General features: G+C 51.7%; 18 protein-coding genes. 2 read left to right on the top strand and 16 right to left on the bottom strand.

Features of this window, described 5'->3' with window-relative positions; translation table 11 throughout:
* Positions 1-13: 13 nt before the first annotated feature.
* The 5 genes from SCACP_RS00950 to SCACP_RS00930 all read right to left on the bottom strand — a co-directional run bounded on the left by SCACP_RS00950 (position 14) and on the right by SCACP_RS00930 (position 5,428).
* A complete protein-coding gene (locus tag SCACP_RS00950; RefSeq protein ID WP_425059589.1) occupies positions 14-700 on the bottom strand; it encodes a DUF2225 domain-containing protein in 687 nt (228 codons plus the stop codon).
* A gap of 43 nt (positions 701-743) precedes the next feature.
* Positions 744-2,471: a thiol reductant ABC exporter subunit CydC gene (cydC, locus tag SCACP_RS00945; RefSeq protein WP_425059588.1), complete on the bottom strand. Its 1,728-nt coding sequence runs from the start codon at positions 2,469-2,471 to the stop codon at positions 744-746.
* Positions 2,464-4,203, bottom strand: coding sequence for a thiol reductant ABC exporter subunit CydD (gene cydD / locus SCACP_RS00940; protein WP_425059587.1), 1,740 nt, complete (start codon positions 4,201-4,203; stop codon positions 2,464-2,466). The genes cydC and cydD overlap by 8 nt, the downstream gene beginning before the upstream one ends.
* A gap of 240 nt (positions 4,204-4,443) precedes the next feature.
* The gene (locus SCACP_RS00935) at positions 4,444-4,641 is read right to left on the bottom strand and encodes an H-type small acid-soluble spore protein (protein ID WP_425059586.1); all 198 of its coding nucleotides are present in this window, start codon (positions 4,639-4,641) and stop codon (positions 4,444-4,446) included.
* Between the two features lie 232 nt (positions 4,642-4,873).
* Positions 4,874-5,428 carry a GNAT family N-acetyltransferase gene (locus SCACP_RS00930; protein ID WP_425059585.1) on the bottom strand — a complete coding sequence of 185 codons (555 nt, stop codon included), beginning with the start codon at positions 5,426-5,428 and terminating at the stop codon, positions 4,874-4,876.
* 342 nt (positions 5,429-5,770) lie between these two features.
* Here SCACP_RS00930 and SCACP_RS00925 point away from each other — a divergent pair, with 342 nt between their 5' ends.
* Both SCACP_RS00925 and SCACP_RS00920 read left to right on the top strand, forming a co-directional pair.
* Entirely contained in the window at positions 5,771-7,252 is a 1,482-nt protein-coding gene (locus SCACP_RS00925) for an alkaline phosphatase (protein WP_425059584.1), read from the top strand.
* A gap of 93 nt (positions 7,253-7,345) precedes the next feature.
* Entirely contained in the window at positions 7,346-8,506 is a 1,161-nt protein-coding gene (locus SCACP_RS00920) for a YibE/F family protein (RefSeq protein WP_425059583.1), read from the top strand.
* A gap of 265 nt (positions 8,507-8,771) precedes the next feature.
* Here the strand turns inward: SCACP_RS00920 and SCACP_RS00915 are convergent, their stop codons facing one another.
* From SCACP_RS00915 to SCACP_RS00865, 11 genes are all read right to left on the bottom strand, one after another.
* Complete coding sequence (locus SCACP_RS00915) at positions 8,772-9,356, bottom strand: 4Fe-4S single cluster domain-containing protein (RefSeq protein WP_425059582.1); 585 nt, start codon at positions 9,354-9,356, stop codon at positions 8,772-8,774.
* Positions 9,353-9,553 (bottom strand): DUF2997 domain-containing protein, encoded by a 201-nt coding sequence (locus tag SCACP_RS00910; protein WP_425059581.1) that lies wholly within the window; start codon positions 9,551-9,553, stop codon positions 9,353-9,355. The genes SCACP_RS00915 and SCACP_RS00910 overlap by 4 nt, the downstream gene beginning before the upstream one ends.
* Before the next feature lie 3 nt (positions 9,554-9,556).
* The gene (locus SCACP_RS00905; protein ID WP_425059580.1) at positions 9,557-11,119 is read right to left on the bottom strand and encodes an AAA family ATPase; all 1,563 of its coding nucleotides are present in this window, start codon (positions 11,117-11,119) and stop codon (positions 9,557-9,559) included.
* A 17-nt stretch (positions 11,120-11,136) separates the two neighbouring features.
* The gene (locus SCACP_RS00900; protein ID WP_425059579.1) at positions 11,137-11,517 is read right to left on the bottom strand and encodes a DUF1257 domain-containing protein; all 381 of its coding nucleotides are present in this window, start codon (positions 11,515-11,517) and stop codon (positions 11,137-11,139) included.
* A gap of 15 nt (positions 11,518-11,532) precedes the next feature.
* Positions 11,533-12,849 carry a hypothetical protein gene (locus SCACP_RS00895; protein ID WP_425059578.1) on the bottom strand — a complete coding sequence of 439 codons (1,317 nt, stop codon included), beginning with the start codon at positions 12,847-12,849 and terminating at the stop codon, positions 11,533-11,535.
* 22 nt (positions 12,850-12,871) lie between these two features.
* A complete protein-coding gene (locus SCACP_RS00890; protein ID WP_425059577.1) occupies positions 12,872-15,046 on the bottom strand; it encodes a WD40 repeat domain-containing protein in 2,175 nt (724 codons plus the stop codon).
* Positions 15,047-15,087: 41 nt separating this feature from the next.
* A complete protein-coding gene (gene cydB / locus SCACP_RS00885; protein WP_425059576.1) occupies positions 15,088-16,092 on the bottom strand; it encodes a cytochrome d ubiquinol oxidase subunit II in 1,005 nt (334 codons plus the stop codon).
* Positions 16,083-17,468 (bottom strand): cytochrome ubiquinol oxidase subunit I, encoded by a 1,386-nt coding sequence (locus SCACP_RS00880; RefSeq protein WP_425059575.1) that lies wholly within the window; start codon positions 17,466-17,468, stop codon positions 16,083-16,085. The genes cydB and SCACP_RS00880 overlap by 10 nt, the downstream gene beginning before the upstream one ends.
* A gap of 20 nt (positions 17,469-17,488) precedes the next feature.
* Positions 17,489-17,926: an RrF2 family transcriptional regulator gene (locus tag SCACP_RS00875; RefSeq protein ID WP_425059574.1), complete on the bottom strand. Its 438-nt coding sequence runs from the start codon at positions 17,924-17,926 to the stop codon at positions 17,489-17,491.
* Between the two features lie 193 nt (positions 17,927-18,119).
* Positions 18,120-18,866 (bottom strand): ABC transporter permease, encoded by a 747-nt coding sequence (locus SCACP_RS00870; RefSeq protein ID WP_425059573.1) that lies wholly within the window; start codon positions 18,864-18,866, stop codon positions 18,120-18,122.
* Positions 18,863-19,612 carry an ABC transporter ATP-binding protein gene (locus tag SCACP_RS00865; RefSeq protein ID WP_425059572.1) on the bottom strand — a complete coding sequence of 250 codons (750 nt, stop codon included), beginning with the start codon at positions 19,610-19,612 and terminating at the stop codon, positions 18,863-18,865. The genes SCACP_RS00870 and SCACP_RS00865 overlap by 4 nt, the downstream gene beginning before the upstream one ends.
* Position 19,613: the final 1 nt, after the last annotated feature.

Here is a 19,613-nt window from a genome sequence, read left to right as displayed (position 1 = left end):
GCATAAACTTCAACTAGTCATTTGCCGCAGCGTTGTCCCGGGCTGCCCGGGCCTCGTGCCAGGCATCCCGGGCTAAGTTTGTCACTCTGGGTTCAAGTTTGGCTGCCGGACTGCTCACTACTTTACTAAGATATACGAGTGCCTTTTCGGTCTGTCCGGTCCGGCGCGCTAATTCCCCAATCAAATAGGTTACCGCCGCTTCGCTAAGATTACCGATGGGCAGCCGCTCCCGCATTAATGCTTGCTCATAATATTCGCCGGCTTTGATCAAGGAAGTTTTTTCCTCATCAGTATCCTGGCCTTCGCGGTACAACCAGCCCAGTTTCAAATATAGCTCAGCCAGCCGGCTGGCCGGGGCAGCAATAAGATCGGCAAAGAAAAGAGCCAGCTTATATGTGGCAATAGCTTGCTCACGGGTGCGCTCGCCGCTAAAATTAACATTAACGGTTCGCTGGGACAAAAATTTGGCAATCTTATCCTTGGCGGCAACAGATATGTCGTCAAAATAGGTGTCGGCAGCCGCGTAACCGCAGTTAGAGCATACCCACACTGTGTAATAATAAGGATTTACATCCTTAAAATATGCGCAAAAATCACTATCCTGCTTTACCATCACCTGACGGCTACGCACCCGGGTAACGCTAAATTTCTGTTTACATATAGGACATTCTTTTTCTACTGAATATGTCGGCTCAGCCATAACATCTCCTCCATATATACCTTACCATAATAGCCCCGGTGTCTCAAGCACTATTTACCAGATCATGCTGCAGCCTCCACAGATGGTAAAACATTCCCTTGGCAGTCAGTAATTCAGGCAGTGTGCCCCGCTCGGCAATACACCCCCTATCCAGAACAATGATTTCATCCATAGCTTCCAGTCCGGTCAGACGGTGGGTTATCAAGATTACTGCCCGTGCACCTGCCGCGTATAAAATATTCTCCATAACAATTCCTTCAGCTTTAGCGTCAAGCCCGGCTGTCGGTTCGTCCAAAAGCCAAACCGGTGCACCTTTCAAGAGGGCCCGGGCCAACGCAATACGCTGACGTTCACCACCGGAAAGGGCCAGCCCGTTTTGGCCTGTTGCTGTTTCCAGGCCTTGAGGCAGCCTGTCAATAAATTCGTCCAGCATTGCCCCGGTAACGGCTGCAGCCAGCTCCACGGGCGTAGCGTCAGGTTTAGCCAACAAAATATTATCGCGAATTGTCGCGTTAAATAAATAGGTATCCTGGCTGACTACACTAAACAGGCGGCGCACTTCCTCCGGCGGATAACTCCTAACCCCGCGCCTGTTTATACAAAGCGAACCGGCAGTGTAGTCCCAAAAGCGCAGGATCAGCCCGGCCAGGCTGCTTTTGCCTGCGCCGCTTGGCCCAACTATCGCCAGCCGCTTGCCTGGCGGCAGATCAAAGGATATGCCGGTTAGCGCCGGCGGTAAATCCGGCTGATAAGTAAACGACAAGTCCCGGGCCGAAAGCTCAATGCAACTTGTTGATACGGTCTCAACACCTGAATGGGAAACACCGGGCGGCATACCGGCTACGGCGGCAAGCCGCCCCATGGCGGCAGCACTTTCCTTAACATAGTAGACTACTGCCGGTAACGGCAAGATGGCCTCAAAACCGGCCTGTATAGCAAGGGCGATTACCGCCAGGTAGATCCCGGCCAGCCCCCCGCCGGTAACGAGCGGCGCCGCCAACGCGATAACAGCGATAACTGTCAGGTTCATGCTTAATGCCCCCAGAGCGTCTGCTAAGGACGTTATTGCATTAGACCGCGTTTGGCAAGCAATAAACCGGGCGTTTACAGCCGCCACTTTAGCAGCCTGAGCATCAGCCTGGCCAAAAGCGGCCAGTTCTGTCACCCCTTCAATACTGTCAGCCAGGCAGCCGTTAAGCCGGGACCTGGCGTCAACGACACCACGTCCGGCCACCCCCTCCAACCAGCCAATTACCGCCGGTATGCCACAACCTGCCGCCAGCAGGGCCCCGGTTACCGGCCAGGCAAGCGGCGGCGCCAGCCAAGCCACCAGACCCACTGTTGCGGCAACGGCCAACACGGCAATAAACGCCGGAAATAGAGCCCGCAGATAGAAATATTTCAAAGTTTCGACATCAGCTACCAGCCGGCTGAAAATATCACCCTTGCCTAGCTTCGCCAAACCCACGGGAGCCAGTGGCTCAAGCACACCGTACAGCCATACCCTGATGTCGGCCAGCAACCGAAAAGTAACATCATGGCTGAGATACCGTTCTAAATAGCGGCATACCGCACGTGACAGGCCAAAAAAGCGCACGCCGACAATGGCCACCGACAGTTCGGCCACCGGCGGATGCAACGCTGCTGCCGAAATCAGCCAGGCCGAGGTAGCTAACAGGCCGACATTCGACAATATGGTGAGACTGCCCAGCACACAGGCCGCAGCAGCCACCAGCAGCGTCCGGCGGCTGCCAAGAATAATTTTAAACACAATATCCCTCCCCGGCCTGGGAAGCGGCCACCAATTGGCTGTACAACCCGGCTTGGCCCAAAAGTTCGGCGTGCGTCCCGCTCTCGGCTATTTGGCCGCCTGTCAGCACAATGATTCGATCGGCTTGACGCACAGTTGTCAGGCGGTGGTCAATAATAATAGCTGTTCGCCCGGTAAGCAGCCGCGCCAATGCAGCGTCCATGGCCGCCTGAGCTGCCGGGTCAAGCCCCCGTGCCGCCTCATCCAAAATAATCAGCGGCGCATCCTGCAAAAACGCTCTGGCAACTGCCAGCCGTTGCCGTTCGCCGCCACTGATCCCCTGTCCGCCTTCGCCTACCGGAGTATCATAACCTTTGGGCAAACGGATAATAAACTCATGCGCCCCGGCTGCCTTAGCAGCGTCAATCACGGCAGTAAGTGAAGCGTCAGGCCGCACCATCCGGATGTTATCGGCAACTGTACCTTGAAACAAGTGAGGCCGTTGGGGCACAAACGCTACCTGCCGCAGCCAGTCGGCCCGTTTAAGAGTATTAAGGTCTATGCCGTTCACCGTTATTTTTCCCGCGGCAGGCAAAATAAAGCCCAGCAGCAGTGCCGCCACCGTACTCTTGCCGGCGCCACTCGGACCAACTATAGCGATATGCTCGCCGGCGTTAATCGTAAATGACACCCCGGCTAGAGCCGGACGCTCCCCGCCCTGGTAAGCTGCGTAAACATCGTGAAATTCAATTGCTATACGCTGCTGTACCGGCAGCGGCACATGGCCGCCGGTTGCCTGCGCGCCAGTCAAAGCGAACAGCCGGAAAATATCAGCCGCAGCCGTTGTACCCGCCATCCCGGCGTGAAACTGGCTGCCTAGCAGTCTGAGCGGCAAATAATATTCAGGCGCCAACAAAAGCACAAACAAGGCCTGAGCAAACGTCACTTCACTATATACCAGTCTAAGGCCCACCGTCACCGCCACCAGCGCGGTACTGATAGTGGCTAGGAGTTCGAGCACCAGAGCCGACAAAAATGCTACTTTCAGAACATCCATGGTAGCCTCGCGGAATTCTTTGCTCACCCTGGCAATTACTGCCGTCTGTTCACTACTCCGGCCAAACAGTTTCAATGTCGTCAGTCCGGCCAGTACATCGAGAAAATGAGCACTCAGGCGATTTAGCGTTTCCCACTGCCTGGCGTTCATCTTTTCGGCAACTTTGCCGATAAGAATCATGAAGACCGGAATGAGCGGGGCTGTAATCAGCATGATAACAGCCGAAGTCAAATCAAGCGCTCCGACGATCAGCAAAATAGATGCCGGGATAACGACCGCCTTGGCCAGTTGCGGCAAATATCTGGAGAAATAAGCTTCAAGATTTTCTACTCCTTCGCTTAAGACATTAACCAGTTCTCCGGCAGGCTGCCGGGCCAGCGCTACCGGGCCAAGCCCGAAAAGATGGCTGATCAACCGTTGCCGAATGCCGGTCTTGACGGCTGCCGCCAGCTTAAAAGCCAGCACTCCTTCCAGGTAGCTAACAGCCGCCCGTAGCAGCGCCAAGCTAAACAACAGCCACAATATTCCGGCCACAGCGGCTAAATCTTGCTTGCCCAAAAATATCCGGTCAATGGCCTGGGTAAGCAAATATGCCTGAGCAACCACCAGCGCTCCGCCACCTGCTCCCAGTCCGGCAACGGCAGCTAACAAACCCCGGTGTGCAAGCGCTTCTATCCCTAACTGTCTGTTTACCACTTTAGAATCACCTCAATGTAAAGAGAAAACCGCCAAAAAGACGGCGGTTTTTGCTGTAAATAAAAATTCATATACTACAGCCAGAGCCATATTCCTGCTATTAACTGACAATTATTTTATGTAAATAATTTAAATATCGCAAGCCCGGTCTGGAATAATTTACATATCCTGTCCGACAAAGTCGGCAACTGCCATAATCGTGAAAAAAATGCCGAGCCCCGTTATTGAGGCTCAGCATTTTTACGGCTGCCTGATCACCGATCCGGTTTCTTCCAATTGGTCAACATCAACATGGAGCGTGTTGCGTTTTTCCAAATAAGTGACATGGGCAGTATTGTGTTCTTTATCAACATCTTCAATCCAGACATAGTTGTTGCGGTACTTAACACCGATAATATCGGGCGATTTCATTATTTCCTCGGCTCTTGTCACCTTCATCGCCAATCACTCCTTTTTAGGAGTAGTATTTCACACAGCGCTCAGTTTCATGCCTGCCGATGTCACAGGCAATTTGTCCGCCCAGCAGCATGGCGATTAAATCAATTACGACTGCCGCCGTTTGGCCATCTTGGTCTAACAGCGGATTACACTCGACAAACTCGGCAGAAGTTAAAGGAAAAGAGAGCCAAGAATTATTTCTTGACTCCTTTTGGCTCCAGAATACTTCTTATTATGTTTCGTTTTCGTTATCAAACTGTTCCAGCGGCAGGCAGTTTTCCCTGAGCAAAGCCAATAATTCAAGGTCAACGAATTTTCCTAAATGAAACGCGGCATGTCGCAGTGTGCCTTCATAGCGGTAACCGCACTTTTCCGCTACGCGGCGACTGGAATGGTTGCCGGCGATAACGGTAACCTGCAACCGGGGAATGGGTTTAACGGCAAAGAGAAACGACGAAAAGAGCGCTAAAGCCTCAGACATGTATCCCTTCCCCCGGTCGCGCCGTTTATAGATTTGATAACCTAGCTCATAGCCTGCACGGTAATCAGCATTTCTGAAATAGATAATTTCTCCCAGAATGTTGTCCTGCTTATCAGTGATCAGCATCCTGCCAAAGTCATCATGCCAAAAACCCCGCTCGTTAAACCCGCGGCGAAAAGCCGGCTCGGCAGGAATCTCAAGCAACCAGTGTTCACCTACTTCCGCAACGTCGGTCATAAGTTTATAAATTAATTCAAGATCAGACTCCCATACTGTCCGCAAATTAATTTTTTTGCCTTGAAGCATATGTTACACCTCACAAATACCTTGCGCCTTCTCGGATCCTACACATTAAATATATGTACTGTCGAGAATATTTATTTGAACCTCAATACTCATCCGCACGATGTCCCATTTATCCTCAACAAATATAAACAGCTTACATAAGCTACGCCTTGTAAGCTATTTATTATATACTATCTACGACAAACTCATTTGTCAAGCTAAACCCATTCTCCTAGGCACACACGCTCTTTGTGTGGTTGTACCAAATTAACCCAATTTTAATACTGTGTTAACAATTAATTGAGTTTTTTCTTCCATAATAATCTTGTACAAACTCAAATTCATTAAGGAGGCGGTATTTTAGTGAGCAGAAAAAAAAGCTGGTTCTTCATAGCCGCAGTTGTTGGCGCTTTCATTGTAGCACTGATAGCTTATGCAGTCCCCAAACAGCCAGCGGCTATTGCCGGGGAAGAAAGCGGTTATTACGGGAAGAAAGCAAAATACGTATTTTATTTCATCGGTGATGGCATGGCTATGCCGCAAATTAATTCAACTGAAATTTTCAAAGGTACCCTTAGCAGTAGTAACCCAATGTATAAAGATAAACTGAATTTTACTATTTTCCCTTATCAAGGAATGCAGACAACCCACTCGACCAATAGCTTCATCACTGATTCTGCGGCTGCCGGCACCGCTCTGGCATCCGGGCACAAAACGGATAACGATGTTTTAGGTGTAGACCCGACAAATAAAATCAAATTTAAAACCATGGCTGAAATGGCCAAAGAAAAAGGTATGAAAGTCGGCATTGTTTCCAGCGTATCTATCGACCATGCAACTCCCGGCGCATTCTATGCCCATGAACCTAGCCGCAATAACTTCTACGAAATTGCTCTGGCTATGGGTGACAGCGGTTTCGACTATTTTGCCGGCGGTGGCCTGTTAGCGCCTACCGGTAAGAAGAAAGACCGTCCGGACGCTTTGGAGATTGCCAAGCAAAAAGGCTATAAAGTAGTCAACAATCAAGACGAAATTATGAACCTCAGTAAAAATGACGGAAAAGTAATTGCCATTCAGCCCGGTCTCGCAGCAGATGAGGCTATGCAGTATGAAATCGACCGCACCAACCAATTGTCGCTTGCCGACTTCACCCGCAAAGGTATTGAATTACTCGACAATCCCAACGGCTTCTTTATGATGGTTGAAGGTGGTAAAGTTGACTGGGCTTGCCATGCTAACGACGCCGCAACAACCGTCCGTGATGTAACGGCATTTGATAATGCCATTGCCGAAGCACTCAAGTTTTACGCAAAACATCCTAATGAGACTCTTATTGTTGTTACCGGCGACCATGAAACCGGCGGTATGTCCATAGGTTTTGCCGGTACCAAGTATGAAACTTTCGTTAGTAAAATCAATAAACAAACCATGTCGTTTGAAGAATTTGACAAAAAAATTAAAGCATATCGCGCAATTGTTGGCGAAACCGGTGCAAACTTGCAAGATTGGCTGCCAATTCTCGCCAATGATTTCGGCCTGACCGAATTAACCGCTTATGATAAACAACGTTTGTCCGATGCTCTTGCCCAAAGCATGCTGGACCCGAAAAAGCGCGCCAAAGATGAACAAAGCTATCTCCTGTACGGTGGCTATGAGCCATTTTCCATAACTGTAACCCATATTCTTAACCAAAAAGCCGGCATCGGCTGGACGACTTACGCTCATACCGGCGTGGCTGTTCCTGTATTCGCCCAAGGTGTTGGCGGCGAAATGTTCCAGGGATACTATGATAACACCGATGTCGCGAAAAAAATGATGAGCATCATGGGTGTGAAATTCCAGTAATAAAGCATTATTAACAAATCTCACGAGTTGTTAAGATAGAGTGGGAGATTCTCCTACTCTATCTCTTTATATAGCCAGAAAGGAAAACTTAGCATGTTACATCAAACTCTGCGAGATAAAACCTTTGTTTTATTGGTGACAATCATCTCAATTTTCCTGTACTTTCTCCCCACAGGCTTTCCTGATCAAGATGACGGCTATGTCCGCAGCAAAGCAAAAGTGCTGTTTGTTGATAATGCAAATGTCCACCAGCGAGGCGTAGTCAAAACCGGGGTACAGGTGGTAAAGCTGGAAGTGGTTGACGGGCCGTTTCAAGGTCAGCAAATTGAAACCACCAATTCTTTACTTGGCAAATTGGAACTTGACAAGATTTTTCAAATCGGTGACACTGCTTTAGTGGTGATAAAAGGTCAACAAGGGCGCATCGAAGTTGCGAATCTTATTGACCACTATCGTCTTGATATCGAGGCGGTTTTGTTTGTACTGTTTGCGCTTTTCCTGTTTTGGTATGCCAGATGGACGGGCGTGAAATCCTTATTGTCATTTGTTTTTACGATTTTAGTACTATGGAAAGTGCTTTGGCCACTGTTTTTGAAAGGCTGGGACCCAATCATCATTTCTCTCTTAACTGTGTGCGCAATCGTTGCCTGTGTTACCTTTCTCGTTACCGGAATTACGCGAAAAGGGCTTGCCGCTTTTCTTGGCACCATGAGCGGCGCAATTGCGGCGTGTATTATGGCAGTTGTATTCGGGGCGCTGTTCAAAGTACATGGTGCGGTGGTTCCTTATGCGGAAACTCTGCTCCATGTAGGCTTTAGCCACATCGACCTGACAAAGGTATTTTTAGCCGGAATATTCCTGGCATCTTCAGGCGCAATGATGGATGTGGCGATGGATATTGCGGTATCGGTTGCGGAGTTAGTGGAAAAAAAACCGGACATTACCCGCAAAGAAGCCGTTGCATCAGGAATGAACGTAGGCCGGGCGGTGGTGGGAACAATGACAACAACATTGTTGTTAGCTTACTCAGGATCATTTACTGCATTAATGATGGTGTTTTTGGCGCAAGGTACTCCAGTCATAAACATTTTGAATTTGACTTACATTGCTGCGGAAGTTCTGCACACACTTGTGGGCAGCCTTGGGGTAGTGCTTGTCGCTCCGTTTACCGCTTTACTGGCCGGTTGGCTGCTTACGGGAACTGCCGCCAAAGGGCAATTGCCGCAGAATTTACAGCAAACCGGTAAATGTTGAGCCGCTGGTTTACCTCAAAAATATAGCTAATAAAACTGCAGCCAGTCTATTTAGAGGTTGGCTGCAGTTTTTTGCTTAAGTCATTACCTAAACCGCAAGGCTAACAAACAGGTTCTTTCACAGAATTTGATAAAGCAATCTCTATAGTATCCAATAAAGATTTACAGGCGTGTTGTTAGTATAAGCGTAAGTCAAGCGCCAGCGGTGGAGCGTTACTAACAACACGCCTAGAAAAAAATCTTTATCGGATACTATATATTCTGCCTTACCCAACACCGGTGATTATAATGTTGCCGGTGCGGCCAATTGTCAACTCCACGAAATGAGCACCCGCGTCCTTAATATCAGGGTGGTTTTTTAGCTTATCTGTCAGAAAGATTAACTGCTGATTGTCTGAGCCGCAGAGATAGCGGTCTGAAGGCCGGCCTATTTGGTAGGGGCCGGCTATCAGCAAATCGGCTTGTGCCAACAGCCTCTGCCAGGCGGGATTATTGGCACAAGCCAGTTCCTGGTAGTTATAGCCGGTAAAGACGACAATAGTTAGCCCGTGGTCTGACAGCAGTTCAGCCAGCACGGCCAGCGCGGCGGCTTGCGCAAAGGGTTCGCCGCCCGAAAAAGTGACGCCTTCAATACCTTCGATGGCTAGAATGCGGCCGGCCAATTCAGCCACAGGTACTAATTGGTTCTTGCGAAACTCCAGCATGTCCGGATTAAAGCAGCCTTCACACCGGCGGGGACACCCCTGCACCCACACTACCGCCCGAAGACCGGGACCGTTAACCTGTGATTTAGGCAAAAAGGCAGCCATGTTAACAACGCCGCCTTGCTGTTGATTGTACTCAACGCTCATCGCTGATTGCTCCTGACCTTAAATGGTTCGGCCGGCTGTTCATAATACTCTGGCGTCATTTCCCGCACTTTTACTTCGCCCAGCGCCTCTTCAATCGGCTTGGTAATATCCAGGCACTGACCGCCTTTAGCCCCGGCTACCTTAATGCTTACTTTGCCATTGGTGTCAATTGTTATTTCCAGCTCCTGCTTATCCATAGCTTACCGTCCTTTCCCCCAGTCCTGACTTTCAATTTCCAGGAGCACCGGCCCGGCGCCTGTTTCGCCGGCAATTTCGCCAGGATAGGACGCCGACTGGGCGCGGCCTTCCTGCAGCCATTGGCGGAGATATTGAATATTTTCCCGCTGCGAAACTGATAATGGCACCTGGCGTTTAAGGGAAACAACAATGTCCTCAGTTGTTATTTCGCGCATGTTATCACTAAAGGCCAGGTACATGGCATCAATGATTGCCTGTTCAATTTCAGCGCCCACATAGCCGTCCGACTCTTTAGCCAGGCGAGCGAGGTCAAAGTCTCGCGGCGAACGGTTGCGCCGCTTGAGATGAGCGGCAAAAATTTCGCGGCGCTCAGCCATATGGGGCAAGTCCAGGAAAAATATCTCGTCAAACCGGCCTTTGCGCATCAGCTCCGGCGGCAACGCGGCAATATTGTTGGCGGTGGCCACAACAAAGCAAGGCGCCTGTTTATCTTGCATCCAAGTTAAGAGGGTGGCAAATACCCGCTGGCTGGTACCGGCGTCACCATAGCCAAAGGCAAAAGCTTTCTCAATTTCGTCCACCCACAAAATGCAGGGGGCAATGGTCTCGGCAATATGGAGAGCGCGGCGGGTGCGGTCTTCCGACTCGCCAACATAAGCGCCAAACAGGGCGCCGACGTCAAGTCTTAAGAGCGGCAACTGCCAGAGGCTGCTAATCATCTTGGCCGTCAGGCTCTTGCCGGTGCCGGGGATGCCGACCATGGCAATGCCTTTAGGTGCAGGCAGACCATAGTCGCGGGCGTCTTTGGTAAAGGCCTGTTCTCTAAGCCGCAGCCAGTCCTTGAGCACGCCCAGACCACCCACGTTTTCCGCCGTTTCAGTGGCGCTCAAGAATTCCAAAGCTTCGCTCTGACGTACCAGTTGCGCCTTTTCTTCAGTGATGAGCGAAATGCTGCGGTCATCTAAACAACCGCAGGTAACAATAGCTTTAGAGAACACCCGACGGGCCTGCCCGGCCGTCATCCCCATGGCTGCCTGCACAACCTTTTCCCGTCCGGCTTCAGTAAGGTTGATTTTGACGTTGGCGCCTTTCAGCAGGCCGTCCAGCACGTTGTCAAGTTCTTCACCGTTGGGCCGGTGCAAATGAATAACCACAGCCTCGTCCTGCAGTTCGTCGGGAATCTGTCCGCTCGGTGTGGTAATCACAATGGATGTCCGGGTCTGGGTCAGGCGCTGCACCACACTGCGTAACTTGCGTCTGACCGGCGGGTTGGCCCAAAAGTCGTGGAAATCCTTACAGACAAAGATGGCTCCCGTATTTTCCATGCCGGTTTTCTCCATAAGGTCAAGCGCCACCAGTGGATCTTTGCACTTTAAATCAAGCGAAGTACGGCCGGTAAGTACGATAAAGCCGTCAGCAATATCCCAGGACAGGCAGGTACGGCTTTTGTGTTCGCATACTGTCCTGACATAGTCAACAGCCCGCTGTTCTTCCGGCGTCACCACAACAATGAGCGTAACGCGCGCCCGGATGTATGTATCAAATTGTTCGGCAAAGTTATCCATTACCCGCTCCTCCTCCCTTACACCCAGCGGCGGACGACCAATCGTATTTCTCCGGTTGCCTCCCGCTGCTGTTCGACAACATTAAAGCCTTGGCGGCTGATCTGGTCGATAACGGTGGTCAGCGCGTACTGCTGCTGAACTTTGGCGGTAAATTCCTGTTGATTGGTTCCTTGCACGCCAAACCAGTCGGCAACAAAACTATAGGTGCCGTCAGGTCCCAGCGTAAAACCGATATCATAACCCTGGCGCATGCGTACCGCAATATCAACCGGGGTTTCCTGGCCGCGGTAGCCTTTGATTGTTGTTTTTTCTTCCACAGTATAGCCGAGTTCCTTAAGACAGGCTACCAGCAATTCTTTATTGGCAATCTTGGTTGCCACCTCAGTAAAATGCGACATTATGAGTCCCTCCTGCTAAATCAGCTTAGCTACCGGCATGTTATCAGCAATAACGTGTCCGTTAGCCATGTCCTCGGCAGTTACCACCAGCCGTCCCGCCCCGTCAATGCTAAACCGGGTTTTTATCGCTGACTGGCCGCGTCCGGCTGGCGACGCTGCCAAAATCAGCGGGCCGTCTTCATTGACGCATTGGCCACCGCCATTTTCCAGGCGGTAAATCAACAAGGCAAACTCCTCTTGGCCATCATAACTGGCTTTGAGTTCAAGCTCGGCCACCGGTTTGTCACTGGGGTAAAAAGTGCCGCCTGCCACCAGCAGCCGGTACCGGTAACTGTCCCCGGCCAAGTAGCGCAGGCCGTAGTCATGCCTGATATAGCCACAGGCGTCGACGCCGGCCGCTAAGGTTGCCGCGCCGCAAGCGGCGGCCTCCCGCAGGCGTTTGTCATATACCGGAATGCCCGCAAACAAGTTATGTACTGTCGCCAGAATATCAGGCGCGAAACTATGGCCGCCGGTCACAACCACCCCGGTAAACCCACCGGTTGAATAACCCAACCGTCCGGCCTCCCGCAGCGCCTGCTGCAGTAGTGCTGTCAGTTGGCTGCAAACTGCCGCACTGTCATAATCCTGGCAACTGAGCCACTCCCGGACATGGCTTAAAATACGAATATGGCGCCTGTCGCCGCTGCCCGCCTTTTTTCCGGCCTGAATGACAGCAACAGCGAGCATCTCAACATCCAAGTTGACAACAGCATATATATCGTCCGGCCTAACCGGCATTCCGGCTCCCCAAGCAGCCGCCCAGGCCTCTTCCACCAATTCCAGACGGTTAAAGCCGGCCTGGCGTACAGCCGCCGTCAGCCATTGACGATAGCGCTGCCATATTACTTCAGCCTGACAAGCCTCAACCGGTACGGTAAAGGTAATTACAGCTTCCTGACCTAATCCGAGTGCTTGACCGGCGCGGCTGATGACCCCGGCCAAGTAATCCCTGGCGGCATCCTGCCCGCTTAGCCGGCGGCTGCCGGCCGGCCGATACACCCGCTTGCCGGTGACCACGTCAAATCTCAGGTTTTTAAATACCGCCCGGTCATCAACCAAGCCGCTCAATCCCTCGGCTATTTCCTGCCCGATTAAAATTCCGCCTGCTCCCTCCCTGTACATAATTAATGACGGCGCCGCATATACCCTTTTTCCCGTGTCAGCCGCATTATTGGGCAACGGCCGCGTTATGCCGGGTATATAGAGAGTCTCGGCCTGGCGGGAGGCTTGCCGCCAATAAGCGGCCACAGTATACGTGTTGCCAAAATCAATTGCCAGCCGTCCGGCCACTGCTACCACCTCTTAATTAGCGCTACAGCATAATATCATAGCGGAATTTGGCAGCAAGCAGCGCATGTAGAAACCTAGCCTGCTGCCGGATCTCAGTCTCGAGCTGCGGCAGTGCCGCCAGTTGAGCGGCATGCCGCCAGTCGGCAGGCGTGGCCAGCGCCATCGGTTTGGCCATCCGCAACTGCCTTATTGCCAGTACGTTTTGATTGGGGTTGACCACTGCCGCCATCGCGGCGTCATGGCTAACGGCCAGCAAGCTACCTGTCTCCGGCATGGCCCACAGCAGTCTGCCGCTGTCAACTTCCCACACCTTTAACTGAGCATCAGTACCGGCGCTAACCAGCAGCCGGCCATGGCCGCTAAAGGCCAAAGCCTTGATTGGGCCGGCATGCGCCGCCCATACTTTATTCCCGCTCCGGCTGCCGCCAAACGCATACAAGCGGATTTTGCCGTCCCGGCTGCCGCCTGCTGCCAGTTTGTGCTCCAAGTTGACATCTGCGGCACTAAACAAACTACCGGGATACTGTCCCTGATTGGTCATATATGCGCCGTCCCAGGCCCAAATCCGGACTGCTGCCGCGCTACCGGCGCCGGCGGCGGCCAGAATTCGGCCGCTATTGCTGCCAGCCATGGCTGTTACCAGTCCCGGCTGGCCGCTCACACTTTTAACCCATGTAACATCAGGCAACTGCCAAACATGTACCTTGCCTTCCCGCCCGGCAGTCACCAACTGGCGTCCATCAGGCGTAAAAGCAAGAGCCGTAATGGCGTCAGCGTGAAGATCAACCGTCCGCCACAAACTGCCGCTTGCCACATGCCACAGCCTAAGCCGGCCATCGCTGCCGCCGCCGGCCACAATACGCTGGTTGGGATGAAAAGCCGCACACGCAATGGCCGCCCCTAGGCCGCTTAGGTCCAGATTGATTAATTCCCGGCCGTCAGGCACAAATACAGTTTTAGCCGTTTGCGGACAATTGGCGGCAATCGTTTCCCAGCCTGGCCGTTCCCAGGCCGGCGGCTGCCAATCTGCGCCGACCAGCGTCAGCGCAATCTCGGCCGCCCAGGCGGGCGGGGCTTTAAACGCTAACCGGTAAAGCTCCGTCCACCGCTCCCGGCTGACTAAAAAATCAACCATAGCAGCCCAATCTTCGCCGGTAATTTCCTCATATTCCGCACGGTTGCCGCCTTCCGGCAACAACCCGGCTAAAAGCAGGCTATGACCGCTTTTGCGGGCAGCTGCCAAAAACTGCTGCCGCTCAGCTGCCGTAGCCGCGTTATACCCCTTTGACAAGAGCGGCCTCGTCTCCTGCCAGTCGAGCGCATAATATTTGTCCCACTGCCCGGTAATAACATAAAAGAGAGCCGCCCGGCTATCATTGGCCGGGGCATAGCCGGCAGCGACCGCCCACGCTCGCAGCCGTTCGTTGTCAGGCTCAGCCAGCACTGTTTCGCATACAGCATCAATAGCGCGGCGGTTTGTCAAAGTGAGCAGCAACCGCCGGGCGCGACCGGCAATAATCCGGTCGGCGTCGTCAACGGCTGCCAGCAGTTCGGGCACAAGTTCCGGTCCTTCAGCCAACATAACCCTGTCCGCCCCTGTTTTGAGAACGGTCAGCAACCTCAGCCGCAGCGGCTGTGACGCCAAATACCCGGCGTCAAGCATGATTCTTTCCAGTTCAGGACTGCGGGTTTCCGCCCATAATCGGCAAAAGGCGTCAATGGCGCTGTTATCGGTTAACTGCCTGAGCGCCAGGCCGGCATTAGCGGCAACAGCAGCGTCAACGCCGGCAAGCGCCTCGCTCAGCGGCACCACCACCTCAGGGCCCATCCCTGACAGAATGTGCGGCTGGCCGGCCGTTAACGCCGCCAATACCTTCTCCCGCCCTTCCTGCCCAGCTTCCGCCGCGATTTCAGCGGCCGCATCAGTATCGGCCGGCGTAACACCGTCAGTTTCGGCCCGAATTTTGTCCATTATGCCCCAAACAATCTCGCGGATATTTTGGCGCTCGCCCCGGGACAACTGCTCTTTAACCACCGCTTCGGCCAAACGCCTGAGTTCTGCTACATAGTCGCTGGGATAAATCCAGGCCAACTGCCGCAAATATTCATGATCCTCATCACCAAGCGCCATGTTTTCACCCCGGATAAAAAGAATTTGCCACAGTGCGCGGCGATGACACTGGCAACGGTCTGGCATTGCAAGCGTAACGCAGTGTAGCGTGGCAATCTCATTTTTACTTAGTATTCCAATTCTTTCACGCTGACCCGCTTGCGGAACGTCCAATAGACCCAGGCCTGATAGACCAGGACTACCGGCACCAGCGTCAGCGCGGCAATAGTCATAATTGTCAGGGTGTACGGCGTGGACGCCGAATTGGTAATTGTCAGGCTCCAGGACGGATTGAGACTGGACACGATCAGTCTCGGGAACAAACCCCAGAAAAAGGCGACAGTAGTGAGCACAATAGTCAGACTGCTTAAAATAAAGCCCCAGCCATACCGTTTTACATACATTGCACCGTATGCGCCGGCAAACAGAGCGACGGCGCCCCACAGGGCAATACCGGCGCCCATTCTGGTAAATAAATCGGTATTTGTATATGTCATGCCCACCAGCGCCAGGCAGAACACGGCCGCCAACGCCCCGGCCCTAATGGCCGCCTGCCGCGCCCGTTCCACCATTTGTTCTTCGGTCTTAAGCGTCAGATACATAGCCCCATGAAAAGTGAATACCAGGAAGAAAGCCATGCCGCCTACCAGTGTATATGGGCTCAGCAAATCAAAGAAAGTACCGACATATTGCATTTCGGCGTTAATGGGTACGCCCTGAATAAGGTTGGCGACAGCTACGCCCCAAAGTAACGCCGGCACGGCACTGCCGGCAAATATCATCCAGTCCCAGGTCGAGCGCCAGGCCGGATCCCCATCCTTGCTTCTGAACTCAAAGGCCACCCCCCGGACAATAAGCGCCATGAGCATCAAAAACAGCGCCAGATAGAACCCGCTGAACAAGGTGGCATACACATGCGGGAAAGCGGCGAACATCGCGCCTCCGGCGGTAATCATCCACACCTCGTTGCCATCCCATACCGGACCAATTGTATTGATAAGCACCCGGCGTTCAGTGTCATTTTTTCCCAGGAAAGGGAGTAAAATACCTACACCATAGTCAAAGCCCTCAAGGAAGAAGAAGCCGATAAACAGAACTGTTACCAGAATAAACCACAGTACACTTAGTTCCATAATGCCGCCCCCTTTACCGCCGGTTTATTGGAGTCAACAGGCGCATCAACAGGCCCTTGCCGGACAAACTTTTGCACAAGATACACAGCCGCTGCCGCCAGCAAGGCGTACACCAGCGTAAAGCCAATCAGTGAAATCCAGATGCTGCCTGCGCCCACCGATGGTGATACCGCCTGCCCGACCTTCTGCAGACCGAACACAATCCACGGCTGACGACCGGCTTCAGCCATATACCAACCGGTCGAGTTGGCAATATACGGCAGCGGCAGGCTCCACAACACAGCTTTCAATACCCGTGGTCTTGCTTCAAGCTGACCGCGCCACCAGAGGAACGAGGCGGTCAAAACGACCAGCAGCATAACACTGCCTGCCGCTACCATGAGTCTAAAGCTCCAGAACACCGGGGTTACCGGCGGCACATAGTTACCAGGGCCATATTTAGCAATATATTCTTGTTCGATATCCTTAATACCTTTTACTTCAGTATTAGGATTGTTGTTGGCCAATATTGACAGCAAAGCCGGGATCTTCAGTTCTGCCGTATTCGTCTTGTTTTGTTCGTCAATTATGGCTGCTACGCCAAACGGAGCAGGCTTGGCCGTCTCCCACAGCGCCTCGGCGGCAGCCAGCTTCATCGGTTGAGCTTTGGCGATAAACTGAGTCTGCGCATGGCCGCTGCCCATTAACACCAACAGGCTGATTGTCGTCCAAATAAGACCAAGCTTAAATGATGCCCGGAAAAACTCAACATGTGTTTGGCGAATAAGATGATAAGCACTGATGGCCAGGACAAAAAATCCGGCAGTTACCAGACCTGACAGTACCGTGTGCGGGAACTGGTAGAACACGTAAGGATTTGTAATAAGTGCAGTAAAATCAGTCATCTCCGCCCGGCCATTATGGATCGCATAGCCGACAGGCGACTGCATGAACGAGTTAGCTGTCAAAATCCAAAATGCCGACAAATTGCCAGCCAGGGCCACAATCCAGATGCTGGCGGCATGCAAAACTTTGGGCAGGCGGTCCCAGCCGAAAATCCACAATCCTAAGAAAGTTGACTCCAAATAAAAGGCAGTGAGCGCCTCCATCGCCAGCGGCGCGCCAAAGATGTCACCCATGAACCGGGAATACTCCGACCAGTTCATGCCGAAATGAAATTCCTGAACAATACCTGTGACCACACCCATGGCAAAATTGATGAGGAATAGTTTGCCCCAGAACCTGGCCTGCTGTTTGTACATTTCACTACCGGTACGGACATAGATCGTCTCCAGGATGGCGACAATCAGCGACAGGCCCAGCGTCAACGGCACAAAAAGAAAGTGATAGGTTGACGTTATCCCAAACTGCCAGCGGGACAAAATGAGTTCTTCCATACTCTTACCTCCCAATTAGTTTATTTGGTTTTAGCAGCTAGCGCCGCAAAGGTAACCCTTAATAGATCGGCTGCCAGCCGGTCCTGAATACCGGCCAGTGCCTGGTGCACCGGACAATCATCGCCGCAATGCCGGTTGCAGGCTTTGCGGTCAGCCAGACAGCGGTGAATGCCGAGCGGACCTTCCATAGCGGTAATGACGTCATACAAAGTAATTTCCCCTGCCGGCTTTGCCAAGGCAAAGCCGCCTTCGACACCGCGGTACGATTTTATCAAGCCGGCAGCAGATAATGAACGCGTGATCTTCTGAAAGAACCGGAGCGGGATATTCTGGCATTCCGCAATCCTCACACCACTTTCCACCGTCCCTGACGGCAACCCGGCCAGATACAATACCACGCGGAAAGCATAATCAGTTGCCTGGTTAAGCTGCACAACGGCACCACCTTTAGTAGCCATAAATAATATATACTAAATTGGTATATTATTAATTATATTATACTGCGTCCTCCATTTTTTGTCAATAGATTAGGGGTCAGGCCTTGCATTATTGCGTTATTTTATTTTTCCGAATATCGCCAGGGCAGTCCGGCCGTCCCCGGTCGCGCTTGTAAACACGCGCCGGGGAGAAACGATACCGCGTTTCCCTTTGCTACTTATACTGCCAGTGACACAATTTCCGCTCCAAATAATCAATGGCACCGAATAAAATCAGGCCTATGCTGCTCAAAACCACGATTCCCGAATACATTTCCAGATAATTCACCCGCATCCAGGCATCCATGATAAAATATCCCATCCCGTATTGGGTTCCGAAGGTCTCGGTAAAAAACAGCACAGATATGGCTGTCGCCATAGCGACCCGCAGTGAGGTTAAAAACTTCGGCATGGATGCAGGAATGAGAATTTCCCGGAGAACGTCCATGAAGCCGGCCCCCAGTGAATATAAGGGATAGTATGTTTCTTTGGGAATGCTTTTTACCCCGTCCCTTACCGAAACAATAACCTGAAAAATAATGATCAAAAATATCATCAGTATTTTTGACAGATCGCCTAATCCGAAAATCAGCATCATAATGGGTAATAGAGCAATTTTGGGAATGGGATAGGTTAAATAGATAACAGGTGATAAGGCCCGGTCCCACCTTGCGAAGTAACCCATACAAAGGCCGACGGGAATACCGACAATCACCGACAAAAAAACCCCCGCGACAATGCGCCACAAACTGTAACAAGCATGAATAGCAATTTTCGGGGCAAAGATTTTTACTAAATTAAGCATTACCACCCAGGGAGTTGGAATGATCGGCAGCTTTACTAAGGCAGCAACAGCATACCACAAGATGAAAAAGGTGAGTATGCCGTATATATACCAAACCTTCGCTCCTCTGTCTGTCATTTTGACCAATCCTCTTTTATCATTCTTCGTAATGTAAGGCTTAGTTGAAAAAAATCCTGATGATTTCGAATATCGTCTACGCCAAACAAAGGATTGTCAATAATTTTGCTTACCGTCCCGGGCGAAGCGGAGAGAATTACGATTTTCCGGCCTAAATACACTGCCTCTTCCACATCATGGGTGACAAGGACAGTTGAAACAGAATGCTTCCGCCAGGCAGTTAAAAATACATTCTGTATTTCCTCCCGGGTCATGGCATCCAAAGCCGAAAAAGGTTCATCCATCAACAGCAAATCCGGTTTTAAAAGAAAGGAACGGGCCAAAGCAACCCGCTGCTGTTGGCCGCCGCTTAATTCCCCGGGATACCGGCTTTCCAATCCCGCCAGGCCCAGTTGCTGGAGCAAAGAAGCCAGCGTTTCTTTGTCATCACTGTTTTTATTTTTTATTTTTATACCAAGCCGAATATTCTCATATACATTTTTCCACGGCAGGAGTCCGTAATTTTGCGGAATAAAACCAATCTTTTGCTTATTAGGCATAACCGGCTGCCCGTTGATTTCAACAGATCCGCCAAAATCCTTAATAATTCCGGCCAGTACTTTCAAAAGGGTTGACTTCCCGCAGCCGGAAGGGCCAATGATGGCACAGGTTTCTCCCGCCGAAAGCTCCAGGTTAATATGCCGGAGGGCCGCATAGCAGTCTCCCTGGGACTTATATGTAACGTTCAAATCCTTAATCCGAATCATC

The organism is Sporomusaceae bacterium ACPt, from assembly GCA_041428575.1.
In the GTDB taxonomy this organism is placed as follows: domain Bacteria; phylum Bacillota; class Negativicutes; order Sporomusales; family Sporomusaceae; genus Sporomusa_D; species Sporomusa_D carbonis.
Note: the sequence above shows the minus strand (reverse complement) of the source record. Positions and strands in the feature narration are given on the sequence as shown.

Coding starts and splice junctions, on each gene's coding strand:
- SCACP_RS00950 (WP_425059589.1), bottom strand. CDS start 700: ATGGCTGAGCCGACATATTCAGTAGAAAAAGAATGTCCTATATGTAAA.
- SCACP_RS00935 (WP_425059586.1), bottom strand. CDS start 4,641: ATGAAGGTGACAAGAGCCGAGGAAATAATGAAATCGCCCGATATTATC.
- SCACP_RS00930 (WP_425059585.1), bottom strand. CDS start 5,428: ATGCTTCAAGGCAAAAAAATTAATTTGCGGACAGTATGGGAGTCTGAT.
- SCACP_RS00920 (WP_425059583.1), top strand. CDS start 7,346: ATGTTACATCAAACTCTGCGAGATAAAACCTTTGTTTTATTGGTGACA.
- SCACP_RS00915 (WP_425059582.1), bottom strand. CDS start 9,356: ATGAGCGTTGAGTACAATCAACAGCAAGGCGGCGTTGTTAACATGGCT.
- SCACP_RS00910 (WP_425059581.1), bottom strand. CDS start 9,553: ATGGATAAGCAGGAGCTGGAAATAACAATTGACACCAATGGCAAAGTA.
- SCACP_RS00905 (WP_425059580.1), bottom strand. CDS start 11,119: ATGGATAACTTTGCCGAACAATTTGATACATACATCCGGGCGCGCGTT.
- SCACP_RS00900 (WP_425059579.1), bottom strand. CDS start 11,517: ATGTCGCATTTTACTGAGGTGGCAACCAAGATTGCCAATAAAGAATTG.
- SCACP_RS00890 (WP_425059577.1), bottom strand. CDS start 15,046: ATGCCAGACCGTTGCCAGTGTCATCGCCGCGCACTGTGGCAAATTCTT.
- cydB (WP_425059576.1), bottom strand. CDS start 16,092: ATGGAACTAAGTGTACTGTGGTTTATTCTGGTAACAGTTCTGTTTATC.
- SCACP_RS00880 (WP_425059575.1), bottom strand. CDS start 17,468: ATGGAAGAACTCATTTTGTCCCGCTGGCAGTTTGGGATAACGTCAACC.
- SCACP_RS00875 (WP_425059574.1), bottom strand. CDS start 17,926: ATGGCTACTAAAGGTGGTGCCGTTGTGCAGCTTAACCAGGCAACTGAT.
- SCACP_RS00870 (WP_425059573.1), bottom strand. CDS start 18,866: ATGACAGACAGAGGAGCGAAGGTTTGGTATATATACGGCATACTCACC.
- SCACP_RS00865 (WP_425059572.1), bottom strand. CDS start 19,612: ATGATTCGGATTAAGGATTTGAACGTTACATATAAGTCCCAGGGAGAC.